Annotated in this window: 1 protein-coding gene; it reads left to right on the top strand. The window is 55.8% G+C overall.

What is annotated here, in order from left to right; translation table 11 throughout:
• Positions 1-104: 104 nt before the first annotated feature.
• On the top strand, positions 105-260 hold a 156-nt coding region (locus SB756_RS31710; RefSeq protein ID WP_410913451.1), incomplete at its 3' end, for a CNNM domain-containing protein.

Genomic DNA, 260 nt, shown 5'->3' with positions numbered 1-260 from the left:
CTAGGCAATTGCCCTGTCAGCCGCTACATTGCGTAACTTGTGCCTGCCTTTCAGGCACCGCATTTCCTTCCTTTTCGAATACACGGAACCCGCAAAACTCCATCATGGACCCTTCCCCTGGTTTTACCCTCGCGTCTCTTTTCGCCGACTTCGGCATGATTCTTTTTGCTCTGATCCTGGTCCTGCTCAACGGCTTTTTCGTTGCGGCGGAGTTCGCCATGGTCAAGCTGCGCTCGACCCGGGTCGAGGCCATTGCCCAC

The organism is Pseudomonas sp. SIMBA_068 (assembly GCF_046534705.1).
GTDB lineage: Bacteria > Pseudomonadota > Gammaproteobacteria > Pseudomonadales > Pseudomonadaceae > Aquipseudomonas > Aquipseudomonas putida.
Note: the sequence above shows the minus strand (reverse complement) of the source record. Positions and strands in the feature narration are given on the sequence as shown.